General features: G+C 49.0%; 24 protein-coding genes and 1 tRNA gene. 6 read left to right on the forward strand and 19 right to left on the reverse strand.

Annotation, left to right across the window (positions count from 1 at the left end):
• The 11 genes from HQN60_RS07480 to araD all read right to left on the reverse strand — a co-directional run bounded on the left by HQN60_RS07480 (position 1) and on the right by araD (position 10,292).
• Positions 1-768, reverse strand: a complete 768-nt coding sequence (locus HQN60_RS07480) for a hypothetical protein (protein WP_173533060.1) — start codon at positions 766-768, stop codon at positions 1-3.
• Between the two features lie 80 nt (positions 769-848).
• Positions 849-1,412 (reverse strand): hypothetical protein, encoded by a 564-nt coding sequence (locus HQN60_RS07485; RefSeq protein ID WP_173533061.1) that lies wholly within the window; start codon positions 1,410-1,412, stop codon positions 849-851.
• Complete coding sequence (locus HQN60_RS07490; protein ID WP_173533062.1) at positions 1,409-1,693, reverse strand: DnaJ domain-containing protein; 285 nt, start codon at positions 1,691-1,693, stop codon at positions 1,409-1,411. Before HQN60_RS07490 ends, HQN60_RS07485 begins: the two co-directional genes overlap by 4 nt.
• Positions 1,694-1,937: 244 nt before the next feature.
• Entirely contained in the window at positions 1,938-3,302 is a 1,365-nt protein-coding gene (locus HQN60_RS07495) for an MFS transporter (protein ID WP_217390291.1), read from the reverse strand.
• 123 nt (positions 3,303-3,425) lie between these two features.
• On the reverse strand, positions 3,426-4,298 hold the full coding sequence (locus HQN60_RS07500; RefSeq protein WP_173533064.1) for a sulfite exporter TauE/SafE family protein: 873 nt from the start codon (positions 4,296-4,298) through the stop codon (positions 3,426-3,428).
• Positions 4,299-4,311: 13 nt separating this feature from the next.
• Positions 4,312-5,079: an SDR family NAD(P)-dependent oxidoreductase gene (locus HQN60_RS07505; RefSeq protein WP_173533065.1), complete on the reverse strand. Its 768-nt coding sequence runs from the start codon at positions 5,077-5,079 to the stop codon at positions 4,312-4,314.
• Positions 5,080-5,111: 32 nt separating this feature from the next.
• Positions 5,112-5,984, reverse strand: coding sequence for an NAD(P)-dependent oxidoreductase (locus HQN60_RS07510; RefSeq protein WP_173533066.1), 873 nt, complete (start codon positions 5,982-5,984; stop codon positions 5,112-5,114).
• Between the two features lie 2 nt (positions 5,985-5,986).
• On the reverse strand, positions 5,987-6,862 hold the full coding sequence (locus HQN60_RS07515; protein WP_173533067.1) for an SMP-30/gluconolactonase/LRE family protein: 876 nt from the start codon (positions 6,860-6,862) through the stop codon (positions 5,987-5,989).
• Complete coding sequence (locus HQN60_RS07520; RefSeq protein ID WP_173533068.1) at positions 6,855-7,739, reverse strand: aldose 1-epimerase; 885 nt, start codon at positions 7,737-7,739, stop codon at positions 6,855-6,857. The genes HQN60_RS07515 and HQN60_RS07520 overlap by 8 nt, the downstream gene beginning before the upstream one ends.
• A complete protein-coding gene (locus tag HQN60_RS07525) occupies positions 7,739-8,530 on the reverse strand; it encodes an HpcH/HpaI aldolase family protein (protein WP_173533069.1) in 792 nt (263 codons plus the stop codon). Before HQN60_RS07525 ends, HQN60_RS07520 begins: the two co-directional genes overlap by 1 nt.
• Positions 8,531-8,540: 10 nt before the next feature.
• Positions 8,541-10,292 carry an L-arabinonate dehydratase gene (araD, locus tag HQN60_RS07530; RefSeq protein WP_173533070.1) on the reverse strand — a complete coding sequence of 584 codons (1,752 nt, stop codon included), beginning with the start codon at positions 10,290-10,292 and terminating at the stop codon, positions 8,541-8,543.
• Positions 10,293-10,620: 328 nt separating this feature from the next.
• Here araD and HQN60_RS07535 point away from each other — a divergent pair, with 328 nt between their 5' ends.
• Positions 10,621-11,649, forward strand: a complete 1,029-nt coding sequence (locus HQN60_RS07535; RefSeq protein ID WP_173533071.1) for a LacI family DNA-binding transcriptional regulator — start codon at positions 10,621-10,623, stop codon at positions 11,647-11,649.
• Positions 11,650-11,669: 20 nt separating this feature from the next.
• Here the strand turns inward: HQN60_RS07535 and HQN60_RS07540 are convergent, their stop codons facing one another.
• Complete coding sequence (locus HQN60_RS07540) at positions 11,670-12,446, reverse strand: hypothetical protein (RefSeq protein ID WP_173533072.1); 777 nt, start codon at positions 12,444-12,446, stop codon at positions 11,670-11,672.
• Positions 12,447-12,679: 233 nt separating this feature from the next.
• Between HQN60_RS07540 and ahpC the strand changes: the two genes are divergently transcribed.
• Together ahpC and ahpF are read left to right on the forward strand one after the other, a co-directional pair.
• A complete protein-coding gene (gene ahpC, locus HQN60_RS07545; RefSeq protein ID WP_173533073.1) occupies positions 12,680-13,243 on the forward strand; it encodes an alkyl hydroperoxide reductase subunit C in 564 nt (187 codons plus the stop codon).
• Between the two features lie 133 nt (positions 13,244-13,376).
• The gene (gene ahpF / locus HQN60_RS07550) at positions 13,377-14,924 is read left to right on the forward strand and encodes an alkyl hydroperoxide reductase subunit F (RefSeq protein WP_173533074.1); all 1,548 of its coding nucleotides are present in this window, start codon (positions 13,377-13,379) and stop codon (positions 14,922-14,924) included.
• 316 nt (positions 14,925-15,240) lie between these two features.
• Here the strand turns inward: ahpF and HQN60_RS07555 are convergent, their stop codons facing one another.
• A complete protein-coding gene (locus HQN60_RS07555) occupies positions 15,241-15,942 on the reverse strand; it encodes a glutamine amidotransferase (RefSeq protein ID WP_173533075.1) in 702 nt (233 codons plus the stop codon).
• A gap of 117 nt (positions 15,943-16,059) precedes the next feature.
• The gene (locus tag HQN60_RS07560; protein ID WP_173533076.1) at positions 16,060-16,605 is read right to left on the reverse strand and encodes a carboxymuconolactone decarboxylase family protein; all 546 of its coding nucleotides are present in this window, start codon (positions 16,603-16,605) and stop codon (positions 16,060-16,062) included.
• A gap of 195 nt (positions 16,606-16,800) precedes the next feature.
• Here HQN60_RS07560 and HQN60_RS07565 point away from each other — a divergent pair, with 195 nt between their 5' ends.
• Entirely contained in the window at positions 16,801-17,679 is an 879-nt protein-coding gene (locus HQN60_RS07565) for an AraC family transcriptional regulator (RefSeq protein WP_173533077.1), read from the forward strand.
• Between the two features lie 345 nt (positions 17,680-18,024).
• On the opposite strand, the gene HQN60_RS07570 is transcribed toward HQN60_RS07565, so the two are convergent.
• Positions 18,025-18,101 (reverse strand) — tRNA-Met (locus tag HQN60_RS07570).
• 80 nt (positions 18,102-18,181) lie between these two features.
• Positions 18,182-19,495, reverse strand: coding sequence for a Na+/H+ antiporter family protein (locus tag HQN60_RS07575; RefSeq protein ID WP_173533078.1), 1,314 nt, complete (start codon positions 19,493-19,495; stop codon positions 18,182-18,184).
• 201 nt (positions 19,496-19,696) lie between these two features.
• On the opposite strand from HQN60_RS07575, the gene HQN60_RS07580 reads away from it, so the two are divergent.
• The gene (locus tag HQN60_RS07580; protein WP_173533079.1) at positions 19,697-21,160 is read left to right on the forward strand and encodes an amino acid permease; all 1,464 of its coding nucleotides are present in this window, start codon (positions 19,697-19,699) and stop codon (positions 21,158-21,160) included.
• Between the two features lie 570 nt (positions 21,161-21,730).
• On the opposite strand, the gene HQN60_RS07585 is transcribed toward HQN60_RS07580, so the two are convergent.
• The 3 genes from HQN60_RS07585 to HQN60_RS07595 form a co-directional block, all read right to left on the reverse strand.
• Entirely contained in the window at positions 21,731-22,921 is a 1,191-nt protein-coding gene (locus HQN60_RS07585) for an integrase core domain-containing protein (protein ID WP_173533080.1), read from the reverse strand.
• A gap of 225 nt (positions 22,922-23,146) precedes the next feature.
• The gene (locus tag HQN60_RS07590) at positions 23,147-23,959 is read right to left on the reverse strand and encodes a lysophospholipid acyltransferase family protein (protein ID WP_173533081.1); all 813 of its coding nucleotides are present in this window, start codon (positions 23,957-23,959) and stop codon (positions 23,147-23,149) included.
• A gap of 209 nt (positions 23,960-24,168) precedes the next feature.
• A complete protein-coding gene (locus HQN60_RS07595) occupies positions 24,169-25,335 on the reverse strand; it encodes a class I SAM-dependent methyltransferase (RefSeq protein WP_173533082.1) in 1,167 nt (388 codons plus the stop codon).
• Positions 25,336-25,485: 150 nt separating this feature from the next.
• Between HQN60_RS07595 and HQN60_RS07600 the strand changes: the two genes are divergently transcribed.
• Positions 25,486-26,343, forward strand: a complete 858-nt coding sequence (locus tag HQN60_RS07600) for an FAD-dependent oxidoreductase (RefSeq protein ID WP_254456712.1) — start codon at positions 25,486-25,488, stop codon at positions 26,341-26,343.
• Positions 26,344-26,593 lie beyond the last annotated feature (250 nt).

Below are 26,593 nucleotides of genomic sequence, written 5' to 3' on the forward strand. Positions count from 1 at the left end.
TTAAATTGCCGATTCCTCAGCATCATCCGTTTTGCTAATTGCCTGCATCAGGCTTTCGAGTGCGCTATCACTAATCGGTTTGCTGCGGCGCTCATTGTGCATCGCTTGCATCAAAACACGGCCTTGTAATTCGCCGATGAGTAATTCAAATTCATCGGGTAGCTCGTGAAATAGCAACCAAATGGTTTCTTTCCAGTCGTTGTCTGCGACTTCTGAGCGGGTATAGCTCCAGTTGGTTTTATCCAAAATATGTTCCAAGGAATGAAACACATTAAAGAACTCGCGAATTTCATCGCTGGTGCTATCGCCATCATCCGACAAAAATGGCAGCGGTGTCGTGGTATTGCTGGCGTGCATCACAAAATTGAGCACATCTTCTAAACGGCCATAAAAATAATCCGCCATCGTCTCAACGCCACCGGCTTCTTTAAAGATCGGCTCGAGATATTCGCTGGTTAAATCGGGATTTTTATAGATCACCGCATTAATCATGCCGCGCATTTTGTCTTTATTGCGCTCGCCATATTGCTTATCAAGCACCACTGCGCGGGCAAATTGCTCGGGGGTGACCATCATGCTCAGTAAAGATTCTTTGGATGAATCATATTCGCGCATAATCGCCAGCAAATCTTTGGGCGCAACATCCCCTAGAATTTGCATCAGCGCCGTATCGCCGTGTTGATCGGCAATATCGGACAGCACTTTTTCGGCGCCTAAAATATCGCCGACCAAAATAAGTTGTGAGGCATTGATAATTGCTGGATGCATGATCAGTCCTTTTGCAGCGTTGAATTTCGGTAGTAAGAGCCAATGGTCAACCGACTCTCGTCGGTACCCATCGCGGCCACTTATTTACTCTCTGATTCGTGCGATTCAAAACCTTGTTCTGATAACCAAGATGCACCTGATGCGTCTAAATCACCCATCTGTCCACCATCGTCGTCTGAATTGTAAACATCATGATCATCGTCAATGGATTCAGACTCGGCATGGCTCTCTGGCGCGCTGCTGTAGTGGCCGCCTTTGATTCGCAAATATTCAAGCGCAGCGGCAATGACTAAAAATTGCTCACCACCATCGGCATCAATGGCTGCTGTCGTGTATTGCTGCGCCCAATCGGCAATATTGAGGTTGTCTTGCAATTGATCCCAAGAGATAAAATCATCGCCATCGGGCTCGCTGGCGATCAGTGCTTTCATCATTGCGGGCGAAGTAAAGCTAAATGCATTGTAGAAAACCACCGCCACCATTTCAGGGCTGAATTCAATCATCGGCAATAGATGCGCAAATTGTTGGCGTTTTTCATTCAGGCGTTTTTTTAGCGCTGGGCGACCTTCTGAATCGGTCATTAAGTCATCAAGTTCCGCGTCATAAACGGGCATTAATTCGGCAAAAAAGGGCGATATATTCACTGAAACAAACCTTGTAGATATTTGGCAGTAATCTCTTGGGCAACAGCCAAAGGATCATCAATTAAGCTGCGCTGACGATAATCATCGTAAGCTTTACGTTTTTCGCTATCGGAAAGCACTTCATAGGCGACTTGGATTTCTCTAAATCGCGCAGCGGCATCAGGGGCCGGATTTCTATCGGGATGAAATTTAGTCGCATTTCTGCGGTAGGCCGATTTTATCTGCTCGATGCTGGCATTAGGCTGAACGCCAAGCCGAGCATAGTGATCATGTAAAGACATCCAGTATCCTCATTGTGAAGAGGGTGATCTTGTGAACTAGCAAACAAAAAGCCCACTTCTTGCGAAGCGGACTTTTAGCTTGATGACTGGGAGAGCTAAACGAGAGAAATAAGTCAGCTCGCCTAGGTGCTATCGAGTGAAACCCAGCTCAAAATATAGCAACAAGTGGGCGCAATTATAGCAGATTTTAACTCACCCCATCGCCATGAAATCAATGCCTGTTGGATTGTCTGTAACGAGCAGCCTATTTAGCTTGTAATACATGCAGAGGCAAAGCGAGGGGGGCCGTTGTTTTATGGTTAACAGGCTCGCCTTGATGAATGAGTCGTACACAAGCAAATGAAATAATCCCAATGATGGCGGTGGCAATTGCGACATACCAAGGCTGACCATCATTGGCCATCAGCAGCAGGATCGCAGTGACGGGAGTCATGCCCCCGGCAATCGCTGAAACTTGATACGCCACAGATAGACCGGTATAGCGAACGCGAACATCAAAAATTTGTGAAAACATCGTAGCTTGTACGGCGAAAATCAAAGTCGGCCCAAGGTTGTAGCCCAAAATCATCGCAATAAAAACAAGCGTGGTATTTTGAGTGCCAAGTAAAAAGTAAAATGGGAACGCAAATAAAACACAAAATGCGGCGCCAAATAGGTAAATTGATTTTTGCCCATAACGATCAGAAAGCCAGCCCGCGACAGGGCAAGTGATGATCCCAATCGCTGCAGCACAAAGGAGCGCCATTAAGGGTAGTTGTCGATCCATATTGAGCGATTGCGTCATATACACAATGGCAAATGCATAGACGATATTAAACATCACGGTTTCAATCAATCTTGCACCCATGGCCAAAAGGAGATTGCGTTTTTGTGTGCGTAATAGCGTAATGAGTGGAAAGCGATGACTGCTATCACCGCAAGGGGTCGTTGGTGCAGGCTGTGCGGCACGCACAAAATCACTGGTTTCTTTTACGTTAAATCGGATATATAGGCCAACGAGTAATAATAAGGCTGACAGCAAGAAGGGAATCCGCCATCCCCATGTGATGAATTGTTCATTACTTAAAGTTGCATTGCATAGGGCAAAAACAGCAGTTGCTAACACCAAGCCTGCTGATGCTGCTGCTTGAGGCAAAGAGCCGATAAAGCCGCGGCGTGATTTTGGCGCCGATTCAATGGCCATCAATGCTGCGCCGGCATATTCGCCACCTAAGCCAAATCCTTGAATTAATCTGAGCACGGTTAATAAAATTGGTGCCCAGATGCCCACTTGCGCATAAGTCGGCAAACAACCAATTAATACGGTCGAAATACCAACAATCATAATGGTCCATAGCAATGTGGCTTTTCTGCCAAAGCGATCACCAAAATGCCCAAAAACAATGCCACCAATGGGGCGGGCCCAAAAACCAACAGCAAATGATGCAAAAGCACCGAGCATGCCAATCATTGGATCGGCATCAGGAAAAAATAATTGTCCAAAGAGTAGGCCAGAGGCCATGCCATAAATAAAAAAGTCATACCATTCCAACAAAGCACCAGCAAAACTTCCAGAAACTACTTTGCGAATCTCTTTACTTTGAGAGGTCGTTTTATCATTCATTGCCATGACCATTCCTCACTTCCAATCAATAAATTGTTACTGTTACTGAAGTTGAGAAGGCAGATTAGAGGTGTTTGATTCAATCTAGGCACTCTAAAATCTGCCTTGATACGCTTGAAATCTAATTATTTAAGCAGTTTGCTCAGCACGGATTGCAGCGATTTTTTTACCAAAGATCAACTGTAATAAACCCAATAATGCAAAGACAGGGCCGAGTACCGCATAAGCTGGCCAACCTGTTGCACCTTTAATGAGCATGCCGCCTGAGGCAATCAGCAAAATAAATACCAATTTGCGAAATAGAGCCACTGGCAAACGCTTGTGCACCCATTGACCAACCAGTGAACCTAAAATCATGGTTGGAATCGCAAAAAGTACGAGTTTTACTGTTGAAACCGTCATGATGCCGCTGCTGGTTAGGCCGACGATGATCGATATATTGCTGGCGGTAAAAAATGCATTGAGTGTGCCGCGAAAAGCTGCAGGACCTAAATTTCGCAACATGCCGTAAATCACTACCGGTGGTCCATTGGTTGAAAAGGCTGCGCCCAGTGCACCAGCAATCGTGCCCATTGGCGCGGCAATCCAACGTTTGTCATACACTGGCAAGCGAGGGATAAACAGGCTGTAGAACGAGTAAACCAAGAGGAACGTTCCCAAACCGATTTTCATCGTTGCATCAGGTAGATTCGAGAGTGCGTAAAGACCAAACGGAATCCCGAGCAAGGAAAATCCAATCAATACCGCGGCGGATTTCCAATCGGTTTCTTTTCGTGAGAGCCAAGTGGCATACAAAGCGGTCGCCGTACCGACAATGACCGACATTGGTGCCGCCATTTTGACTGGAATCAGCATTGAAACCAGCGGCATTGTGGTTAGTCCACCACCAAAGCCAGCGCAAATGCCGACAAAGGTGTACATAAACATCAACAGCACTACCGAAATAATGGTTGCCGGCGAGAGTTGCTCCCCATCTGGGGTATTTAGATTAAAAAAGTCCATGCTGATTAGCTCCCTAATTTAGTGATAATCCAGCATCGACGACGAAGTCTTGTCCAGTACAGCCACATGATTCGTCGGAGCCTAAAAAGAGAGCTAAGCGTGCGCAGTGTGTGCCGTCGAGACGGAATTTCAATGCTTGTAATTCAACAAACTGATTGACCGCTGCAGGGTCCATTTTGGCCCACATGGCATCTTGTTTTGCTGTACGAATCGCACCAGGCACTAAACTATTAACGCGAATATTTCGTGCGCCGAGCTCTTGCGCCAAGGTACGAGTGAAGCCATGGATGGCTGCTTTTGACAACGAATACAACACACGGCCAGGACGGCCACGCATCCAGTTAATGGAGCCCATATTGATAATCGAACCACCACCTTTTTTGGCCATGCCATCAATGACCGATTGAATGGCAAAAATTTGGTGACGTAAATTAACGTTGATACGATTTTCAAAATAGGCTTCAGTAATGCTTTCGATATTGTGGTGATCATCACTACCGGCGTTGTTGATCAAAATATCAATACTGCCAAGTTGAGCTTCGATTTGTTTAAAGCTTTCTTGGAACGCCGCCAGATTGCTAACGTCGCAGAATAAAAACATACAGCCTAATTCTTGTGCTAATTGTTCACCGGCCTCGGTATTGAAATCGAGAAAAGCAACCTTGGCTCCTTGGTTGACATAAGCACGAACCAGTTCTTCACCGATTCCTGAAGCGCCACCAGTAATGACGGCAACTTTATCTTTCAAAGAGGCATAGACAACGTGTTCTTGATAATTCATGACTTACTCCTTAAGGAAAATAAAAAATCACTTCAGTTCGCTTGGCTATTTGATTGCACAATCTTGTAAGTGGCACAAAAATCTTCACCACCCAGTCCGGTGGCTAAACCTTGTTGATAGACTTGGTTGACCAGCTCAACACCAGGAAGGCGGAGGTTTTTTTCTTGCATCATGCCCAGCATGATGTTGACGTCTTTTGCCATGTTTTGCAGTGAGAATGCCGCGTTGTAATTCTCTTCAGTGAGGCTTTTAATTTTGCTGCTGAGATAAAAATTCCCGCCGCCGCCAAACGAGATGGCTTCATTAAATTGTGGTTTGGCAATGCCATAGGCTGCTGCAGATGCCAACATTTCGTTGACACTGTTTTGAATGCCGGCAACTAAAACGTTGTGCAGCATCTTCATGACCAAGCCTGAGCCATTGTCACCAAGGTGGATTTGATTGCAGCCCATCATGGCCAGCACGGAACGAACTTGCTCATGCGCAGCGCTGTCACCACCAACATAAATGCCGAGTTCAGCATTGATCGCAGCTGGTACTGATTTCACGACGGGTGCATCAAGCATGCTGGCACCCGTGGCTTGAACTTGTTTGGCCAAGCGCTGAGAAACGGCAGGATCAATCGTTGACATGTCGATCGTGATTTGCCCTTGATGCAAATGTGGCAATAACTCTAGGTAGACCGCTTCTACATGCTCAGACTTTGGCACCATGGTGATAATGACATCGGCGTCTTTGGCGATTTGTGCGATTGAATGCGCGGCAGTTGCGCCGCTGGCGACCAGCTTGGCCACGGCCTCGGCATTGATGTCATACACCAGTACGTCGCCATTAAATTTGTCGATAATGTTTTTTGACATTGCCGAGCCCATAAGACCAAGACCGATAAAACCGATAGTTTTCATGATTAATTCTCTTTAAAAGTAGGTTTAACTAAGCCTGCAACGTCAGTTCGCAGGTAAAACAAAGCGCCAGAAAGTGGACGTTCTGCTCGTTCTTCTTCACTCATGTTTTCGCGAGTGGTGGTGATAAACAGCGTTTTCATATCCGCGCCGCCAAAACACGGCATCGTTGGGCAGCGAACAGGGAGAGGGTATTCAGCTAGCACCTCGCCGGTCGGCGACAGGCGTGCAATGCGGTGGCCATCAAACAGCGCGGTCCAGTAGCAGCCTTCGACATCCATCGCCGCGCCATCGGGGCGACCATGGCCAGTGGGGAATATTTTTAGCGTTTCTCTGAGACCCAATTGGCCACTTTGAGGCGTTCTAGGGGTGCGATATAAACGGTGGTTGGGGGTGTCGGTGGTATACATCCATTGCCCATCTGGACTAAATGCCAAACCGTTGGCTCCGAGGATGTCGCATTGCATGACCTGTGTTTTTAAATCGGCATCAACTTGACACAGTAAGGCGCCGTTGTAGTCGCGCGGCGACCAATACGTTCCGGCATAAAAACGCCCTTCCGGATCAACGCCGCCATCATTGAAGCGGGCTAGCGCTGGGTTGTTTGGGTTGTCACACACCTTTTTCTCGATCTGCCCATCTGCAGTTGCCAGATAAACACCGCTGCGCATGGCTAAAATAAAGCCGCCTTGTTCACGTAGGGCAAAGCAACCGACTTCTTCTGGCATCGCTAACACCCGATGGGTTTTCGTTTCAATCTGCAAACAATGCAGTTCTTTTTGCAAGATATCGGTCCAGTAGAGACTCGTCGTTTTGCTGCACCAGACGGGGCTCTCAGGAAGCTCACCGATATAGTCAAATAACACTTCAACTTTATGCATCACCAACAATCCTCATGGTCATTGAAATTGAGTGCGTTTCACCGCTTGCTAAGAGATACATTGCGGCGCCATGATCTTGATTGATGGCGTTATTGCTATGGCTCACAGGTTCAAAAGCGAGGAAGTTTTTCTCTGTCGAAGGTACAAAAACGATGGCATTGCCGGCGTCGGGTGAAGTGATTTCGACGTGTAGTTTTTGTGTTGGCCAGTGAATTTGAGCTGAGCCATCCCAGCCGAGAAAACAATTGTCGATTGAATTGGGCTCAACCGGACGTACTTGTCTGAAATCCCACTGGGGCGGAATCGCTGTTCGTGCCGAAGGCAGCATATTGCTGTCGTTGATTAAGACGTTTTGCGCACAAAATTGCAGTTGCGCTTGATCGGCATTGGCAAAATACGGGTGAAAGCCAAGTCCAACAGGCACAGCATGTGCGGCGTCATTGAGATAACTCAATTCAATTTTCAGACTGTTTTCTGTCAGTGAAAACACTTGTTTTGCACGATATGGCCAAGGCCAATGGGCTGTTTGTTCGCCTTGCGCATCGTGGTTTAACTGCAAAACGATTTGCTGCGTCGAAGTTTCAGCAACGTGCCAAATTGACTGCCAGCCATTGCCATGAATGGAATGCGGATGATCGCCAAAGTTTTTTGCCAGCGTGTAGTGCTGACCTGCAAATGAGAACTGTCCGTTTTCAATCCTATTTGAATAGGGTATTAGCGGGAAAGAACCACATTGATTCGCTTGTGAAGCCATACCGTATGGCATTGGTCGCAAGATATCAAAACCCTGGTATTTCAAAGCGGCAATTGCCCCCCCCAATTGGGGGACTAGTATCAATTGCAAATCACCGCATTGTTTGCTTATTAGCGTCAGCATCAGTACACCTCACCGCCACTGACTGTGATGTTTTCGCCACGAATTGCTGCCAGTTGTTCTTTGGCTCTGGCCATCAACATGCTCATATCAGAACCGAGCGCGACAAAACTAAAGCCCCATTGCTGATATTTATTCACCAAATCAGGATTGCCACCCACAATGCCGCAAGGTATGCCCAGCGCTTGGCATTGCGCTAAGCCTTGTTTGATTTTGGCTTGAACTTCGGGGTGGGATGGATTGCCAATGTGGCCCATTGCGGCAGACAAATCACCAGGACCGATAAATAATCCAGAAATACCTTCGACGGCGGCAATCGCCTCGATTTGATCAATGGCTTCTGGGGTTTCGAGCTGCAAAATTAAGCACAGATCTTCTCGTGCGGCGCGAATAAAATCAGTGTGGTGTCCGTATTGGCTTGCACGATGGACCGCGGCAAACCCGCGCTTACCCAACGGAGGGTAGTAGGCGGCTTCAACAGCTTTTTGCGCTTGGTCTGCGTTCTCAATAAATGGCACCATGACACTTGTTGCGCCGCCGTCGAGCGCTCGCTTGATGAGTACGGTGTCATTCCAAGCTAGGCGATATAACGGCGTAACAGAACGGCCTACAGAACGAATCGCCCGATCAATCCGAATCGCATCCAGCGTGTCGACTGCAACATGCTCTTGATCGAGAACTAAAAAATCAAAACCAACGCCAGCCATGGCTTCGGCAACGGTTTCGCTGCCCGTCATCATCCATGTACCTAATTGAGTTTTTCCGCTTTGAATGGCTGTTTTAAAGTGATTCATTATGATGTCCTTAACAGATTGCCGGTTCAGGCACGTCGCTGCCTGCTTGGAGAAAGTCAAAATCGCAGCCTTCATCAGCTTGAGTTACGTGCTGTTGATACAGTGCGGCAAATGAACGCTGATAAACGCGATGGCTAGGTTGTAGTGCGGCTCGGCGCGTAGCGAGCTCCTCGTCAGACACCAACATATTGAGCGTGCCTGCGGCGATATCGAGCTCGATCATGTCGCCGGTTTTGACTAGCGCAAGTGGGCCGCCGACTGCCGCTTCTGGAGCAACGTGCAAAACGCAGGCCCCGTAATGAGTTCCTGACATTCGAGCGTCAGAAATTCGTACCATGTCGGTCACGCCTTCTTTGAGCAACTTTTTCGGGATGGGCAAATTGCCCCATTCAGGCATGCCCGGTGCGCCAACCGGCCCGGCGTTACGCAGGACAATGACCGAGTCTTTATGAATATCGAGTGCAGGATCATCGATCTGTTCAGATAGCGCTTGGGCCGAATCAAAAACCACCGCAGGGCCGCAATGTCGATGTAGTTCAGGTTTGGCTGCTGATGATTTCATCACTGCGCCATTCGGACATAAATTGCCGCGCAACACGGCTAAAGCACATCCTTGCTCGAGTGCAATAACGGGGTTGTCCATATTTCGAATCACGTTGTCGTCGTAGCAATCGGCATGCTTAATCCAGTGAGCAACCATTTGATTGGTGACGCCAATGCTTTGCGTGTGAAGGAAGGGCTCGACTTTTTTGAGTAGTGCCATCAAGCCGCCGGCAAAGAAAAACTCGTCCATCAGTTGATCGCCAGATGGGAATAAATTGGCGAGTACTGGCACTTGGCGGGCGATTTCAGCCATGTCATCCAGCGTAATTTTGATGTTGGCGCGATTGGCCATTGCGATTAAATGGATGGCGGCATTGGTTGATCCACCGAGCGCCATATACGCCACAATGCCATTGAGGAAGTTTTCGCGTTTTAGCCATTTTGACGGTTTGTGGTCATACCAAACCATGTCGACAATGGTTTTACCGCATTGCGCGGCCATTTGCGTATGGCGAGAATCTGCAGCAGGGATTGAGCTGGCACCCGGTAATGTAAAGCCAATGGCATCGGCGATTGAAGTCATGGTCGACGCCGTTCCCATCGTATTGCAAGTCCCAATTGAGCGCGTCATTGCGCCTTCTAGTTCAACCCAGTCATGCTCTTTAATGGTGCCAACGCGAACTAAATCCCAGTATTTTTTGGTATGGGTGCCCGCGCCGGTAACTTGACCGCGCCATTTGCCAGTTGACATCGGGCCCGCCGGACAAAAAATCATTGGGATGTCCATGCTCAATGCACCCATCAATAGCGCTGGGGTCGACTTGTCACACCCGCCTAAAAGCACTGCGCCATCGATTGGGTGTTGGCGTAGCAACTCTTCGGCTTCCATCGCTAAAAAATTGCGGTAAAGCATCGTCGTTGGCTTCACCATGACTTCACCAACCGATAGCGCTGGTAGCTCGACTGGATAACCACCAGCTGCCCATACCGCCCGCTTTACGGCTTCTGCTCGATCGCGTAAATGAATATGGCAGGCACTCATTTCGCTCCAAGTATTGATGATGCCAATAACAGGTTTGCCCATGAATTCTTCACGGTTTAAGCCCATTTGCTGAGTGCGTTGGCGATGGGCAAAAGCCCGAATGGTATCTGGGGCATACCAGCGCTGACTTCGTAGCGCTGTTACATCAAGCCGATTTAAGTTTTCTTTGTTAAACATGGATTCCAGCCTGTGGTTTCAAATGTGTAGTTGATGGCAATTACTCTACAATCGTAGCGCTACGATTGAAACAGTATTTTTAACACTACATTTTTGTGCGCAGTGGATTTTTGTGGTGTATATGAACGGTTTTTATTGTTGTGTAGGCTGTTGCAGCGCTGCAATTTTTTGCTAAAATGGGTTAATGTTACATTGAGTTGAGTATTGTTTAATTTCTTGCTGACGTAGATTTTTTATGGCTTGATTTGTTTGAGTCATCTTATTGAAAGAAGGTGAATTCTCAAGAGTGTGATTTGTATCTTTAATGACTCACTAGGAAATGTTGCTTATGCGCTCACGTTTTAAACCGGCAGTAAAGCTCGATGATGTGGCGGCACATTCTGGCGTTTCACCGTCAACCGTATCGTTATATATGCGACATCCAGATAAGGTTTCGGCGAAATCGGCAGAGAAAATCAGCCGCGCAATTGAAGAATTGGGCTATGTGCGAAATAAAATTGCCAGCCAATTTACTGGCGGCGCTCGCTTGTCGATGGCCGTTATTGTGCCGTCGGTGGCGAATATTATTTTTGGTGAGGCAGTTCAGTTAATTGAAAAAATTGTTAGCGAAGAAGGTTTTCAGTTATTGATTGCTTCGCATAACCACAGTCTTGAAAAAGAAGAAGCACAGGTTCGGTCGTTTTTGGAATGGTCGCCCGCAGCGATTGCTTTGGCTGGTCCAGAGCATACGGATGCAACCATAAAGATGCTGCAGCAAAGTGGTGTACCTGTCGTGCAGATGTGGCAGGTGGAGGGGCAACGATTCCCGGCTCAAGTGGGGGTTGATCATTTCTCGATTGGCTATCATGCCACACGCTATTTATATGAAACGGGCTGTCAGAAAGTGGCGTTTTTTACGACGCGATTTGAAGAAGATGTACGAGCAGGGAAGCGCTACACCGGCTATCTAAAGGCAGTAGCCGAACAAGATCAGTTGCCGATCGTGGTTAATGTTCCGCAGTCGGACAATATATATACGGCAACACGTCCTTTGCTGTTGAAGACCATGATTAAAGAACGTGGGCTTGATGGCATTGTTGCGTCCAATGATGGAATTGGAGCCGCGCTATTAATTGAAGCTGCAGACAAGGGAATCGCAGTGCCAGATAAGCTTAGTGTGCTCGGGTTTGGTGATTTTCCGATTAGCGCGCATCTTGCACCTGCCAGTCTAAGTACGATCAATATCAACGCGCCTTGCATCGCAGAAACTACTGGAAAAATGATGCTGAGAATGAATCGTGATATTGATTATCAAGGGGATATTGTCGATGTTGGTTATGAAATAATTCCTCGTGGTAGTACACGCTTGGTGATTTAGTTTTTCTGTATTGACGCCTCTTAAGGCTGCCAATCTTGGTAGGGTTTATGGACTTTGGCGTAGGCTTTTTCAAGCTCACCGCTTTCGCGGGCAGCTTTGATGGCTTTGCTGATGGCGTCATTCACGAAATCGCCGCGTTCATTGCAAGAAAAAAACAAGACATCGGGGTAGTCGTCAAAGTGCGCGCGGTGGATTTGGTGTAGTTTTAATTTTTTGATCAGATAGTCGCTTTCTTCTTGTGCCCACAGCACGCCAGCAATTCGGCCCGCATTGAGCTTTTTGAGTGACTGCTCAAGATTGATGACGCTGCGAGTTGGAAAGCCCCAATCAGCCGGTGGCGCTTCAATCAGCGTGCTGGTGTCTGGGCTGGCTTGAATGACTTGCTGTTTGGTGACAATTTGTTTTTTGTTGGTGTAAAGCACGAAGGTGACTTTACCGAGCATTTCTTTGGAATATTGATAGGGCGCTGCATTTTTTGCGCCATCTTTGATCTTCATCGTTGGAAAGCGAAAATCGGCATTTTTGTTATTAATGTCGAGATAAACTCGCTTGACTGGCTCAAGGCTAAATTTGATCTTGCCAGCAGGATAAAACTGATTGATGACGGCGATGAGCTCAGGGAAAGGCCCGGTTTTACTGTTTTCTAAAATCCCCGGTAATTCAATTGCGACACCGTGAAAGTCGGGTGCATTAATTGGAAAGGTGTAATTGGTGGTCTTGATGCCATTGCAATCATCGGCGTGGCTGGTTGTGAGGTAACTCATGCCAAGTAGCAATGCCAGTAATATTTTGCGCATGTTGACTTGTTTCCAAACAAATTGTCGTCATTAAGCATACAAAATTAGCAATGAAATAGACAGTTTTTGCTTGGCTTTCCATATGTTGGATTGCTTTACCGGGCGGCTGAAATTGATTTTCGATATAAAAAAACTAACGAGTCGATGTAAATATTTCATTTTAACTATCGATGCATTGTGGCTAGAATAGCTCCTGTCAATTACACACAACGCTGTTCACAAGGAGTTACACCATGGCCATTATCAATACTGTTATCAAACCTTTCAAAGCAACTGCTTACCACGAAGGCAAATTTGTTCCTGTTAGCGATGAAGCGCTAAAAGGTAAGTGGTCAGTGGTTTTCTTTTACCCAGCTGACTTTACTTTTGTTTGCCCAACTGAGTTAGGCGATTTGGCTGATGTATACCCAGAATTCCAAAAAATGGGTGTTGAAGTGTACTCAGTATCTACTGATACCCACTTCACTCACAAAGCTTGGCACGATGCGTCTGACACCATCAAAAAAATCAACTACCCAATGATCGGTGATCCAACAGGTACGATTACTCGTAACTTTGACGTGATGATCGAAGAAGAAGGCTTGGCATTGCGCGGTACTTTCGTGATCAACCCAGAAGGCGAGATCAAAGTGGCTGAAATTCATGACTTGGGTATCGGTCGTGATGCCAAAGAATTGCTCCGCAAAGTACAAGCAGCGCAATACGTTGCCAGCCATCCGGGTGAAGTTTGCCCAGCTAAATGGACACCAGGCGAAGACACTTTGAAGCCGTCTTTGGATTTGGTTGGCAAGATCTAAGTCCTGCGCTGTAAACCCTCTGCTTTAGCGATCTAAGTATTTAGATCAGTCTGTTAATCCGTGCCGCCACTGGCGGCATGGATTTCAGTGATCAAGCTTCACTTGATCAGTGAAATTCAACCGGAGAATCCCCATGCTCGATGCTCAAATTAGCGCCCAATTGCAGGGCTATCTCGAAAAACTACAATATCCGATCGAATTGATTGCTTCATTAGATCAAACTGCTGCTGCCAATGAAATGGCCACTTTGTTGCAAGAAATTGCGGCATTAAATTCTAAAGTTACTGTTCGTATGGATGGCGTTGCCGCATTGCGCCCATCGTTTGCCATTGCTCGCCTTGGCGATGCGCCGCGGGTGCATTTTGCCGGTATTCCATTGGGGCATGAATTTACTTCTTTGGTCTTGGCTTTATTGCAGGTCGGAGGCCATCCGCCACGGGTAGATGAGGCAACGATTGCATCGATCAAATCATTGCCAGGTCCATTGAATTTTGTGTCGTTTATTTCTTTGTCTTGCCACAACTGCCCTGATGTTGTGCAAGCCTTGAATTTAATGGCGGTGCTCAACCCGGCGATTACCCACACCATGGTCGATGGTGCTTTGTATCAAGATTATGTTGCTGAGCAGCGCGTGATGGCGGTACCAACCGTGTTGCTGAACGATCAGCCTTTTGGTCAAGGTCGGATGACGGTTGAAGAAATCGTGGCCAAGCTCGATACCGGCAGTGGTGAGCGTGCCGCGCAAGACATCAACGCCAAAGCACCATTTGATGTGTTGGTCGTGGGTGGTGGCCCAGCGGGTGCTTCTGCTGCAGTGTACGCCGCCCGTAAAGGGATTCGTACTGGCGTGGTTGCTGAGCGTTTTGGCGGTCAAGTGCTCGATACCATGGGCATTGAGAATTTTATTTCGGTTAAAGCCACCGAAGGCCCGAAATTGGCCAGCGCCTTAGAAAACCATGTTCGCGAATACGAAGTGGACATTATGAATTTGCAACGCGCTAGCAAATTAACCCCAGGCGATTTGATTGAGATTGAATTGGCCAACGGCGCAAAATTGCAAAGTCGCAGCGTGATTTTGTCGACAGGTGCGCGCTGGCGTGAAATGAACGTGCCGGGCGAACAAGAATACCGTGGTCGTGGTGTGGCGTACTGCCCGCATTGCGATGGCCCATTGTTTAAAGGCAAGCGCGTTGCCGTTATTGGTGGCGGCAATTCCGGCGTCGAAGCGGCGATTGATTTGGCGGGGATTGTGAGTCATGTGACCTTGCTTGAGTTTGGCGAGCAAATGCGTGCTGATGCGGTATTGCAAAACAAATTGCGTAGCCTGCCGAATGTAACGATTTTGACGCAAGCGCAAACCACGGCCGTGATCGGCAATGGCGAAAAAGTCACTGCGCTCAATTACACCGATCGTGCGTCTGGTGAAGCGCGTAGCATTGAGTTGGAAGGTATCTTTGTACAGATTGGTTTGTTGCCTAATACCGATTGGTTAAAAGGTGTGGTCGATTTAAGCCCTAGCGGTGAAATCATCGTTGATGCGCGCGGCCAGACTTCGGTGCCAGGGGTGTTTGCCGCCGGTGATGTGACCACCGTGCCGTTTAAACAAATCATTATCGCCATGGGCGAAGGCGCCAAAGCCTCGTTATCAGCGTTTGATCACCTGATTCGCAGCGGGCATTAATCGCGAGATTAAAATGACGTAAAAAACGAGGCCAAGCGCCTCGTTTTTTTATGGGCAGATGAAAGTTAGCTGGTAAAACTTGCTGGTATGGCTGTTTGACTTAGTGGTGTGGCGGGCACGGTTTGCGGTGTAAATGCTTTGCCAATAGTCGTTGCTTACTTAATGGTATATGGCTGTAGGCTTTTATTTAAAAGCGATAGCTGGTAATACACTAAGATTGTGAGAAAGCAGAGCAAGCTGTTCGCACGCTCAAACCACTCAAACTTGCGCGATTTTGTTCTGAGCTTTAGCCAATGCGTGAATCGGGTTGGCTGGTTTATTCAGTCAACCCAATCTGGCGCAACCATTGGCGGAGCATGTTTTTTCCGGCGGAGGCTTTGCTGAGTGCATTGTGTTTTCCATTTGCACGTAACTTTGGAATATCAACGCCAGCAAGGTGTAGCTCGACGGTATGGCCAATGAGCCATGGCTCCATTTTATCGCCATGCGCTTCAGCATGAAATTGCAATGCCAAGGTATGCGCGCCATAAGAAAACGCCTGATGCGGTGTGAGCGCTGTTGACGCCAGCAAGGTGGCGCCAAGGGGCAAATCAAAGGTGTCGCCGTGCCAATGCAGCACATCGACGTGCGCTAACGCGCTCAGAAATGAATTTTCTGCCGCCTGAGCCAATTGCAATGGCGACCAAGCAATTTCTTTCGCTTTGCCGGGATAAACCGCCGCCCCAAGTGCTGCGGCAATGATTTGCGCGCCCAAGCAAATACCAAGCACCGGCAAGTTCTGGCGTATTCGCTGCGCTACATACTCAATTTCGGTGGTGAGCCACGGATATATTGAGGCCTCATAGACGCCAATTGGTCCGCCTAAGATAATCACGAGGTCTGCGGCATGGCATGTGCTGAGATCAAATTGCGCCATTCCCGCGTCGATGTATGTGATGTCAAAACCTTGCTCGATTAAAACCTCAGCAAAGATGCCAAGGTCTTCAAACTGCAGGTGTCGTATGGCAATACATTGCATAGGATGCTCCGCTCGCTTGTTGCTAGTGCACTGTTGTTGATGCTCATTACCCAGTATCGCGCATTCGCTAATGCTTGCGAGGCGTTGGGTCGTGTTGCACCAAACGCCTCGCATCGATCAATCGATAGGATTTAACGCCACTAGCGGGAAGTCCACCGGCACCTCAAAAGCGACATTTACATAATTAGTGAAAATATTCAGCGCAATATGCGCGAGGATTTCGACGATATGTTCATCGTCAAAACCCACTGCACGTAATTCGCTGATATCTTGATTAGACACCTGCGCTCGGTTTTTGACGACCTTTAAGGCAAACGCCAATGCCGCTGCGGTTTTCGGGTCGCTTGATTGGCCAGCTTGGGCGGCCCGTAATTCATCGGCGCTCACGCCGGCGTTTTTGCCCAATACCGTATGCGCCGCTAAGCAGTATTCACAACGATTCTGGTTGGCAATCGCGACGGCAATCTGCTCGCCGAGTTTTGCTCCCAATACACCGGCCCCTAAGGCCGCAAATGAACCCCACATACTGGTGAGTGCTGCGGGCGAGTTGGCAACGGCTTTAAACATATTGGGTGTGGCACCAAAAGCCTGCTGAATCTGCGCTAACAAAACTTGGCGGTTGGCGGTGGTTTCGGCGGCGTTAATAAGTTGTACACGGGGCATGATGATTTCCTTTTCGTAAATCGAGAATCAATTGATATCGACGAGCTAATAATTGGCCTGATCCGCTTGTGCTTAGTTGAGGGGCCACGTGTCTGCTAGTTCGTCAAACGGTGCAAAGATGCACTGAGGGCAGTTTGCTCCGTTACCGTGTACTATTGGTATCTAACCGTATCAACAATATATCTATTCGTACACATGCCGATTGATTCACGACCCACTTTAGATCGACTGTCCTCGCTGCTGGAGCGTTTTCAGGTTTCTGCTAGCCTTTTTCATACCGGAATGCTGTGTGGCGTTCATCGTTTTGAGGCGCAGACTGGGCGAGGTTTTTTTCATGTGCTGCGCAAAGGTGGCGTGGTGGTGACGCACCACAAAAATTCAGGAGTGCAATCGCGCATTGAGATTGTTGAACCTACGCTGCTGTTTTATCCTCAGCCATTGGCGCATCAGTTTCACAATGCGCCGCAAGATGGCGCTGATTTCACCTGCGCGACAGTGTCTTTTGAGGGTGGAGTGACGCATCCTTTGGTGCGGGCATTGCCAGCACTCATTGTGCTACCGCTATCCAAGGTGCCGAGTTTGGCTGGGGCGCTCGAGCTATTGTTTCAGGAGGTCGATCAAGTGCGGTGCGGGCAGAAATTGATTGCAGATCGTCTATTTGACGTTGTGCTGCTGCAGTTGCTGCGCTGGCTACTCGATCATGGTGAAGAAGGGGGTGTGGCGATTGGTTTGGCATCGGGCTTGGCCGATCCACAATTGGCGTACGCACTCACTGCCATTCATGAAAATCCACAGTTGCCTTGGACGCTAGCAGAGCTGGCTGAGCGAGCCAGCTTGTCTCGCAGTGCATTTGCCAGTCGCTTTAAAAGGGTTGTCGGGGTGGCGCCAGCTGAATACCTCACTGACTGGCGCATGGCGCTGGCAAAGAAGCAGCTGCGGCAAGGCTATGCGGTGAAATTGATTGCATCCAATTTGGGTTATGCCAATTCGTCGGCGCTGTCACGGGTTTTTGCGCAACGAATTGGTTTGTCGCCAAGGGCTTGGCTGTCGCAGCATCAGAGTCCAGAGGTTTGAGATAGATTTGAATGTTGGATGCACGAAATGCCGAGCGATAGTTCAGAGCGAATGTATTCAAGCTCTAAGCTGGCTATGAGTGAATGGATTTTTCGCTAATTCGTTTGGCAAGCGATCAATGTGGGGTTTGCTGTGCTTGGCGTGATTTGCAAGTCTTGGTCCGAGCGCGAGGCCAAGTACAGTGTTTAATCTGGACTTGGCTGCAGGTATATGGCTGCAATCAGCTTTTATATTGGTTTGGCTGGCAATACATCGGTAATCAATATCGAGCAGACAACAAAAAACCCCGTAATCCTAAGATTGACGGGGCTTTTGAATTCTCTGTGCTAGCCAGAGAATGATAACTGGTGGCTATGGCGGGACTCGAACCTGCGACCCCAGCATTATGAGTGCTGTGCTCTAACCAACTGAGCTACATAGCCAAGAGAGGGCGCTATTATCACCGATGAATTTAATCTTGGCAAGCCCTTTTTTATAAATAATCAGATAAAACGCAAAATATTTATAAAACCATCACCGCAACCCAACCAAAAGCCATTAATGGCAGGTTGAAATGCAAGAAAGTCGGTACTGAAGTATCCCAAATATGGTTGTGCTGACCATCCACATTCAAACCGGCGGTCGGGCCTAGCGTTGAATCTGATGCAGGCGAACCAGCGTCACCCAATGCGCCTGCTGTACCGACTAAGCAAACAATTGCTTCTGGGCTAAAGCCGAGCTGCATCGCGAGTGGTACGTAGATGGTGGCGAGGATAGGTACCGTCGAGAATGAAGAACCGATGCCCAAGGTCACGATCAAACCGACCAACAACATCAAAAACGCTGCCAGTGCTTTGCTATTGCCGATTAAATCCGCCGATTGCGTCACCAAGCTGGCCACATCGCCCGTAGCTTTCAGGACTTCGGCCATGCCCGAAGCCGCAATCATAATCAGGCCAATGCCGGCCATCATTTTCATGCCTTCGCTAAAGACACTATCAGCTTGTCGCCAAGGCACTGCGCCACCGAGTACACAGACGGTAAAGCCTGCCAGCGCGCCGAGCAGCATCGAATCAACACACAGTTGCACGATAAAGGTCGTCACCATTGCCAGCAGCGCCACGCTCAATGAGCGACGCGTGTAGCGACTGTCTTCGCGCTCAACGGCTTTGAGTACGTCCATATTGTATTGGCGCGGTTTACGGTAAGTGACAAACACGGCAGTGAGCAAACCAAACAACATCCCGAGTGCGGGCAGCGCCATCGCGTGCATCACATTCACGTGGGTGACATCTAAGCCTGATTTGGTAATGCTGCCCAATAAAATTTGAGTTAAGAAAATCTCACCAAAGCCAACAGGGAACAACATATACGGCGTAATCAAACCAAAAGTCATCACGCATGCCAATAAACGGCGGTCGACTTTAAATGTCGCCAGCGTAAAGAGCAGCGGCGGAATTACCAAAGGAATAAACGCGATATGAATCGGTAAAATATTTTGCGACGAAATTGCCAGCGCCAAAACAGCCAGCACAATGCCCCATTTAACACGCTGGGTATTGCTGCTCTTGGCACTTAATTTGGCCAAGCCATCGGCCATCGCGTGTGGTAAACCTGATTCGGCCAGCGCCAAGGCAAAAGCGCCCAACAGCGCGTAAGACAGCGCAATCCCTGCGCCACCACCGAGGCCACTATTGAATGCGGCGATGGTTTTACTCAGCTCTAAACCGCCAACCAAACCCCCGACCACAGCACTGATTAGGATACTGACCACCACATGAATGCGGCTCAATGAGAGCGCGAGCATCAGTGTTACTGCAATTAAAACGGCATTCATAAGTAAAAACTTGGTCAAAAAGATGCCACTTTACCTGTAGATGAGGGTAATTGTTTAGAGATAAATCATTAATTGATGTTTCGCTTGATTGCGTATATGGGATTTTATGGGTATTAGGAATCGATCTGAACTGATACCATCTTGTCCCCTTGGGGGTGAAGATTGGTTTTGCTCCCCCGTTTTATGTTCAAAGGATTTAGCATGATCGCAGAGGAAGCACAGACGGCACCCCACCTCAAACGCAATTTGCGTGTTCGTCATCTTTCCATGATTGCCATTGGTGGCTCGATTGGAACTGGATTATTTGTTGCCTCGGGCGCGACGGTGGCCCAAGCGGGCGCTGGTGGCGCTTTGGCTGCTTACGCCGTGATTGGGTTGATGGTGTATTTTTTGATGACCAGCTTGGCCGAAATGGCTGCCTATATGCCGGTTTCAGGTTCGTTTTCAACTTACGGGGCTAAATTTGTTGAGCCCGGTTTTGGCTTTGCCCTTGGTTGGAACTACTGGTACAACTGGGCGGTGACCATCGCCGTTGAATTGGCCGCCGCCAGCATGGTGATGAAATTTTGGTTTCCAGAAAGCTCAGGCCTGATGTGGAGTGCCTTATTTTTGGCGCTGATGTTTTCGCTCAATTACCTCTCGGTAAAAGGCTTTGGTGAGGCGGAATTTTGGTTCTCGCTGATTAAAGTCGTCACCGTGGTGATTTTTATTGTCACCGGTGTGTTGATGATTTTTGGCATCTTAAGCGGCACGCACAGCGTTGGTTTTGAAAACTTCACTATGGGCGACGGTCCTTTTGTCGGTGGTTTCCCCGCCATGCTCGGGGTGGCGATGATTGCCGGGTTCTCATTCCAAGGCACTGAATTAGTTGGTATTGCCGCTGGCGAATCAGAAAACCCGCAAAAAAACATTCCGCGTGCGATCAAGCAAGTGTTTTGGCGCATTCTGTTGTTTTATGTATTGGCGATTTTCGTCATCGGCATGTTGATTCCCTACACTGATCCGAATTTGCTTAAAAGCGATTTGGCCAATGTTGGCGTTAGCCCATTTACCTTGGTGTTTCAAAATGCCGGCATTGCCTTTGCTGCTAGCGTGATGAATGCGGTGATTTTAACGGCGATTTTATCGGCCGGTAACTCAGGCATGTATGCCTCAAGCCGCATGTTGTATTCATTGGCTTCGGAAGGCAAAGCGCCAAAAATGTTCGCTAAATTGTCGAGCAATGGCGTGCCACGCAATGCTTTATACGCGACGACTTTGGTGGCCATGTTGTGCTTTTTTGCCTCGGTATTCGGTGAAAAAACCGTGTATTTATGGCTATTGAGCACCTCAGGGATGACCGGCTTTATTGCTTGGCTCGGGATTGCGATTTGCCATTATCGCTTCCGTAAAGCGTATATCTTGCAAGGCCGTGACATCAACGATTTGCCATATCGCTCGAAGTTTTACCCCTTTGGCCCGATGTTTGCTTTTGCCTTGTGTATGGTGATTATGCTCGGTCAAAACTACCAAGCCTTTATGGCCGGCACCATTGATTGGGGTAGTGTAGTTGCTACTTATATCGGTATTCCACTGTTTTTGTTGATTTGGCTTAGCTATCGCTACAAAAACAAAACGCAATTTATCACGTATGAAAAAATGGATTTAGACAGCCAGCGCGATTAATCTCGCCAGCAAATGCAGAAATAGCCCCGCAGCGTCGGGGCTTTTTTTTTGCAGAAAAAACAAGGCGCAATATCTGAATCATGTGGGTATGGGTATTGCCTGTAACGGTATGTAGCTTGTGGGCTGCAATTAAATACGTTGTCTTTGTGTGGTGGAATAAGCTCTGCGCATTCCACCGGATCGTTGTGGCCTAGGTGGAATGCACTTCGTTTATTTCACCCTACCGCTGTGCGTAAATTTTTGCACACGAAAGGGAATGGGGCTGCTAATTTTATCGCGACTGATTCAAATTGGCGGTTATGCCTAAAGGCTAACCCGCCCGATGATGGTGGTGTATTTGCTTGCAGCCCCTGATCTAAAAAGCCCCGCCAGCCATACCCAACAACTATCGGCAATGTTCAGATTTGGTGTTGATGCTGTGCCGCGCTCGTCGGTCTGGGGCTTAAAAACCCGTTTAAGCGCACCGAGTGAGGAGAGAGACAAACGGTTTTATCGTTTGGCTCACGACAATCGAGGGCACAGCGGAGCTGGGCGCGCTCGGGTTGAAAGATCAAGGACATAGGTAACACTTTAATTCAACGACATGGGTGACACTTTTAGCGTTAAATAATCGTTTTTGGTCCCTTTCACTTCTCGCTCGTCCAACGAGCCTAGTCGAATCGGACCAAAATAAACGTCCCAAATACCCTCACCGACCAACTCCAAACCGACCCATTCGCCACGCAATAAATAGCCAATGTAAACTCGTAAACTACGCCAATAAATCAGTCCACTTTGACAGACTCGTCCACGCTCAAAGTAGTCAGGGTAAACCAACTCTGGCAGCGACTCTGGATAGCGGCGCGATGAGCTCTGATACACCGATTTAGGCACACACTGCCCCAAACTCTCATGCAAACGATCCTCGTTATAGTGGCGCAAGAACTCATCCAAAATCACTTGTTGCTGCGTTAAGTCGGCCGCACCGGGCTGACCAATGCGTAATTTCAACGTCCGATGCATCCGTTCATGTCGACCATTTTGCTGTGGTTGCCCTGGCGTAATTCGCTCTGGAATAATCCCTAGCCGAATCCACCAAATCGATAGTTTCGATAACCCTCCGACACCCACACTGGCAAATGGTGTGCCGTTGTCGCTCCTAATCCGCTCCGGCAAACCATATTGGCGAAACAATTGCTCAAACACCGCCTTGGCCTCTGCCCCTGTCGTACCGCTAAACCCTTGGCAACTCAGCAAATAACGACTGGCGTGATCCATGATCGTTAACGGATAGCACCACTGCCCATTACCTAACTTGAACTGCCCTTTGTAATCCACACTCCACAGCTGATTGACCTGTGTTGCTGTCTTGAGCGGTTGAATCGAACGCAGCGTGCGATTAATCCGCCTTCGACTTTTTACGCAACCCGCCGCTTTCAAAATATTGTAAATCGTCGTTTGCGACGGAATCAGCGACTCGATAAATCGCGCAGCCAGCAGCGGCTGGATTTTCTTTGGCCCCAGCACATCGCCCTTGTGATTACGCAATTCCAGTATCGCCTGCCGCACGACATAGGGGGTGACAGCCGAATCATGCGGACGACGACTTTGCGCTTGCAAACCTTCGAGCCCCATCGCGTGATAACGCCGTACCCATTTGTAACCCGTCTTGCGGCTAATCCCATACAGAGCACACAAGGCCTTGAACGCCAGCTCGCCACGCAAGTAATCGGCGATAAATTTTACTTTTTCGTCCATCGGTTTCACCTCATTCCACGGCATAGCGTGCTCCGGTTGCGCGTATCACAAACCAGAGAAGTGTTACCTATGTCTTTGAACTAATGTGTTACCTATGAGTGTGAACCATACCGGTCGCCTTTCTTTTCCCCCATTTTCTTTGGCGAGTCAAAGAAAATGGGGTCCCCGTCGCGGACTGCGACTGTAAAACAATGTGCCGCAGGCACTTAAAATCATCAACACGTAATCTGAACATTACCTAACTATCCCTCACATCGTCGAGGTCACCGCCTCATCCACACCTTGCGCGCAGGCGGGTTGCTGCAAAGCGCCAGTCGCCTGCAAGCTGTCATGTTTAGCGCGGATCATGGCTTCGACTTCTTTATTGAGGCTGCGTCGGTCTCGTCCTTCGGGCTTTAATGGCGCTAGAAAATGGAGTTCGATACAGAGGTGCTGCGCGCCGGTGATTTGCCACAGCGAGTCGGCGATGCTCATGTCGTCGATATACGCCGCATCGCTGACGTATTGGCCGGCGGCGTTGGTGTAGCGCAGGTAGATCGGTTGGATGGTAGCGTTGGTTTCAAAAGCGCTTTGGATGAGCGAGGCTTTGAATGGGCGGATTGCTTGGCCGTCGCTGGTGGTGCCTTCGGGGAAAAAAGCGATGCATTCTTGATTATTGAGCGCGGTGCTGATGCTGGCGTTGACGCGTTGCGTGTCGCGGGTTTTGCTGCGATCAATAAACACCGTGCCAGCGCCTTGGCACAACATGCCGATGACTGGCCAAGTTTGTACGTCGGCGCGGGCGACAAAGCGGGCGACGGTAATGCTATTGATGGCAAAAATATCAAACCATGAAATGTGATTGGCCAGCAGTAGATGATTAGCCGGGTGTAGCGGGGTGGCTTGGCCAAAGACTTTGATGGTGAAGCCGAGTTTTTGCGCTAATTGTTGCGACCAAACTTGGGTTTTATTCAGCCGCGCCGCGTGATTGAGCCGAGGAAACTGAAAGCGCACCAGCAGCATGCCGTAAATCACATGCCGGACAAATTGCTGCAATCGATGGATTCTCAACCAAGTTCTCATCACGACTTACCCTTGTTCAATTGGCGTGGCATTGGTGTTTGCGGCGCGTATTGCTTACGCGGGCATCAACATACACCAACTGCGTGAGATTCAGTATTGTGCTGGGGAGTAAAGCGGATTTATCTGATTTTGTGTATGGTTTTGGCTGCGGTTTAGCGATAGCAAGCGCCGCAAGCTACGCCCCACGCTGCGGTGGGGCGTGCGGATTTTTATAGCTCGCCAGAGCGATCGCGCCCGCGTAAACCGGGGGCGGTGTCGCCAGTGAGGCCTTTAGAAAAAGCGATGACTTTAAAAATCTCGCCCATTTCGGCATGGGTGGTGAGTTTTTGAATCGCTGCGACGCTTTTCATATAGTCGATGCTGGTGGTGGGCAGTTGTTGGGCGAAGTCGAGAATGCCTGCGTCGAGCAAATAGCTAGCCTGAGTGGTATAGCCCTCTAGGCTAAGCCCGCTAGCATCTGCAGCGGTATACATAGCAGTAAAATCAATATGACAGGTAATGTCGGTGAGGCCAGGGTAAAAGAACGGGTCGTGAATGGTGTGGTGGCGATAATGGCCAATCAGCGTGCCCATACTGCGTTCTGGATGGTAATACTCGCGCTGCGGGAACCCATAATCAATCAATATGATCATACCGCGCTGTAAGCTTTGCCCGAGTGCGGCGATAAAGCCTTGCGCTTCGAGGTGAATTTCGCTGGTGTAGTTGGCAATGGTGGGCAAAGGCTCGCAAGCGGCGGCCAGCTGCGCGGATTGAATCGGCCGATTTTGCATGGCAAAGCCTTGCTCGCCGAGGATGACGCCGCGTTGTTGCCATTGCCCATCGGCCAGTTGCACTAGCTCGCATGGCATGGCGTCGAGCACCTCATTGCCGATCATCACGCCAACAAAATCCTCGGGCAGCGCATCAAGCCACTGCACGCGATCGATTAAATGTGGTACTAAAGTAAGCAAAGTTTGACGCTGACGCTCGCGTAATTGGCCAGAAAGCTCCAAGATGGCATAGTGTACGGGTAAGGCGTTGCGGCGCTCGAGTTCTTGCAAAATTTGGCCGGCCAGTTGGCCGGTGCCAGCGCCGACTTCCAAAATACTGGCGGACTCTTGGCCGAGTTCATCGAGCACATGCGCCAAAGTCGCCGCCACCGTGGCGCCAAAAAAAGGCGAAATTTCCGGTGCGGTGACAAAGTCGCCGGCGCCACCAAATTTGGTCGCGCCGCCGCTGTAATAACCCAGCGCCGGGGTGTACATCGCCAAGCGCATAAAGTCGGCAAAAGAAATCCAGCCGCCGTGGGCGTTAATCGCTTCGGCAATATGCTGACACAAGGCTTGGCTGGCTTCGAGCGCGTCGCTCGATGGCACGGGTAATTGCAATTGATTCATGGCGAAGTCGATCAAATAGAAAGGTGTCGCCAATTTTAGCATTGTTGCTGCATGGCGTACCGAGGCAATCGTCGGCACGAAACAGCGCTAGTGTGGGCATGAATGGCCGTTAATAAAAGCATAAGCACATGGAGAAAAATTTAAACCGTGATGACTGATCACTGCGTAGATGTATTGATTATTGGTGGCGGCGTTGGCGGGCTAACGTTGGCGCAATGGCTCACTGGGCTGGGGCGCAGTTGGCGCATTGTTGAGCGCGAAGCTTATTTGGGCGGCCCCTTGGCGCACAGCCAATATGTTTTGAAATGGATTCCGGGCTGGCCCGCAGTGTCGGGGCGCGACTATATGGCCGCCATTGTGGCGGGGATTGAGACGGCGCATTGCGAGCTTGCTTGTGAATTAACGCAGATTCAGCGAAATCAGATTGATCCAGCTTGGCGCTGTCAGCTCAGTAATGGGCGCGCTATGGTGGCCAAAAAGCTGGTGTTTGCCTGTGGCGCAGCGCCGGTTTCGCCGTTTGCTCCGGCTGAGCGGGTGATTGTTGGGCCGGGATTACAAAAAATTGCCCATCTACAAACCGGAGATCGGGTGTTGGTGTTAGGCGGTGGCGATAATGCCGCAGAGCACGCGCTGATATTGCAAGAGATGGGCTGCTCGGTGGTGATGCTGGTACGGCACGCATTACGCGCATCGTCGGTATTAGCGCAGCAATTGCGCGCCTCGCAGATTGATTTTCGAGTGTATGGCGATGCTTTGCCTTTGAATGTCAGCGCCAGCGGGATCGAATTATTCGGCGAGTCTTACGATTATGCCGCGGTGTATTATGGCTATCAGCCATCAACAGTCGTCACGGACTTTCCGGTGTTGTATGGGCCAGAGCAGCAAATCAGCCGCGATGTGTTTATTCTGGGCGATATGACTGGCCCAACTTATCCCAATATTTTACTCACCCAAGGGCAAGCCGCAGTGGTGGCCAAGCAAATCGATCACGCGTTATCGGGCGACTGAAGGCGCAGTAGACATTGCACCGATTTAGTCTTGGTTAGCTGTGCTTGAGTTGTTTTTTATAGGTATATTTATGTAGGCCTTGCATCATAAAGTCTGTATTAATATACCCATCTCATTGATTAAAAAACTTTTGACGCAGAGACGCAGAGAAAAGCAAAAACAGTTATTTCAGATGACCTCGGTTTAAAAATCCGTTGCATTGACTCGTTATTTCTTGGCATCTTTGCGTTAGGTTTTGATTTTTAAAGCT

Source organism: Deefgea piscis (assembly GCF_013284055.1).
Lineage (GTDB): Bacteria > Pseudomonadota > Gammaproteobacteria > Burkholderiales > Chitinibacteraceae > Deefgea > Deefgea piscis.

Coding starts and splice junctions, on each gene's coding strand:
- HQN60_RS07565 (WP_173533077.1), top strand. CDS start 16,801: ATGCCGATTGATTCACGACCCACTTTAGATCGACTGTCCTCGCTGCTG.
- HQN60_RS07490 (WP_173533062.1), bottom strand. CDS start 1,693: ATGTCTTTACATGATCACTATGCTCGGCTTGGCGTTCAGCCTAATGCC.
- HQN60_RS07520 (WP_173533068.1), bottom strand. CDS start 7,739: ATGCTGACGCTAATAAGCAAACAATGCGGTGATTTGCAATTGATACTA.
- HQN60_RS07480 (WP_173533060.1), bottom strand. CDS start 768: ATGCATCCAGCAATTATCAATGCCTCACAACTTATTTTGGTCGGCGAT.
- HQN60_RS07555 (WP_173533075.1), bottom strand. CDS start 15,942: ATGCAATGTATTGCCATACGACACCTGCAGTTTGAAGACCTTGGCATC.
- HQN60_RS07580 (WP_173533079.1), top strand. CDS start 19,697: ATGATCGCAGAGGAAGCACAGACGGCACCCCACCTCAAACGCAATTTG.
- HQN60_RS07525 (WP_173533069.1), bottom strand. CDS start 8,530: ATGAATCACTTTAAAACAGCCATTCAAAGCGGAAAAACTCAATTAGGT.
- HQN60_RS07575 (WP_173533078.1), bottom strand. CDS start 19,495: ATGAATGCCGTTTTAATTGCAGTAACACTGATGCTCGCGCTCTCATTG.
- HQN60_RS07495 (WP_217390291.1), bottom strand. CDS start 3,302: ATGGCAATGAATGATAAAACGACCTCTCAAAGTAAAGAGATTCGCAAA.
- ahpF (WP_173533074.1), top strand. CDS start 13,377: ATGCTCGATGCTCAAATTAGCGCCCAATTGCAGGGCTATCTCGAAAAA.
- HQN60_RS07600 (WP_254456712.1), top strand. CDS start 25,486: ATGACTGATCACTGCGTAGATGTATTGATTATTGGTGGCGGCGTTGGC.
- HQN60_RS07560 (WP_173533076.1), bottom strand. CDS start 16,605: ATGCCCCGTGTACAACTTATTAACGCCGCCGAAACCACCGCCAACCGC.
- HQN60_RS07500 (WP_173533064.1), bottom strand. CDS start 4,298: ATGGACTTTTTTAATCTAAATACCCCAGATGGGGAGCAACTCTCGCCG.
- HQN60_RS07535 (WP_173533071.1), top strand. CDS start 10,621: ATGCGCTCACGTTTTAAACCGGCAGTAAAGCTCGATGATGTGGCGGCA.
- HQN60_RS07595 (WP_173533082.1), bottom strand. CDS start 25,335: ATGAATCAATTGCAATTACCCGTGCCATCGAGCGACGCGCTCGAAGCC.
- HQN60_RS07540 (WP_173533072.1), bottom strand. CDS start 12,446: ATGCGCAAAATATTACTGGCATTGCTACTTGGCATGAGTTACCTCACA.
- HQN60_RS07515 (WP_173533067.1), bottom strand. CDS start 6,862: ATGCATAAAGTTGAAGTGTTATTTGACTATATCGGTGAGCTTCCTGAG.
- HQN60_RS07585 (WP_173533080.1), bottom strand. CDS start 22,921: ATGCCGTGGAATGAGGTGAAACCGATGGACGAAAAAGTAAAATTTATC.
- HQN60_RS07510 (WP_173533066.1), bottom strand. CDS start 5,984: ATGAAAACTATCGGTTTTATCGGTCTTGGTCTTATGGGCTCGGCAATG.
- HQN60_RS07505 (WP_173533065.1), bottom strand. CDS start 5,079: ATGAATTATCAAGAACACGTTGTCTATGCCTCTTTGAAAGATAAAGTT.
- HQN60_RS07590 (WP_173533081.1), bottom strand. CDS start 23,959: ATGAGAACTTGGTTGAGAATCCATCGATTGCAGCAATTTGTCCGGCAT.
- araD (WP_173533070.1), bottom strand. CDS start 10,292: ATGTTTAACAAAGAAAACTTAAATCGGCTTGATGTAACAGCGCTACGA.
- ahpC (WP_173533073.1), top strand. CDS start 12,680: ATGGCCATTATCAATACTGTTATCAAACCTTTCAAAGCAACTGCTTAC.